This is a genomic window from Pseudomonas sp. EA_65y_Pfl1_P113, from assembly GCF_963970525.1.
GTDB classification, from domain to species: domain Bacteria; phylum Pseudomonadota; class Gammaproteobacteria; order Pseudomonadales; family Pseudomonadaceae; genus Aquipseudomonas; species Aquipseudomonas tritici.
In genome coordinates this window covers 1-375 of sequence record NZ_CAXAQM010000706.1, presented here as the reverse complement: position 1 = coordinate 375, position 375 = coordinate 1, and the positions used below count along the sequence as shown (strand labels likewise).

The 375-nt window shown below is 52.3% G+C and carries 1 protein-coding gene; it reads right to left on the bottom strand.

Annotated features, from left to right (window positions below):
- Positions 1 to 16: 16 nt before the first annotated feature.
- Positions 17 to 375, bottom strand: a 359-nt coding sequence (locus AACY52_RS31820) for a transposase (protein ID WP_339561630.1), incomplete at its 5' end; no start/stop codon positions are given.

The window sequence follows — 375 nt, the reverse complement described above, 5'->3', positions numbered from 1 at the left end:
CTAGTGGCCTGAGCGGTTAATCCATTAATTTATTTTTTATCACACTCAGCTTCGCCTTATGTACCGAGCTAATGATGGCCTCAGCCGTTTTATTCCACTTGAACGGCTTGGCTGAGTGCTCATTGTGAGCCTCGATAAATTGGCGGATAGCCGCCTTCAGGTCAGCGACGCTGGTGAAGGCGCCCCGGTACAGCGCTCGCCTTTCCAGTTGTGCAAACCAGCCTTCCACGGCGTTCAGCCAAGACGCACTGGTCGGTGTGAAGTGCAATTTGAAACGCGGATGCTTTTCCAGCCACTGCTTGATTGCAGCCGTTTTGTGGGTCGAACTGTTATCTAAAATCACATGCAGATCCAGTCCGGCGGGCGTGTTGCGTT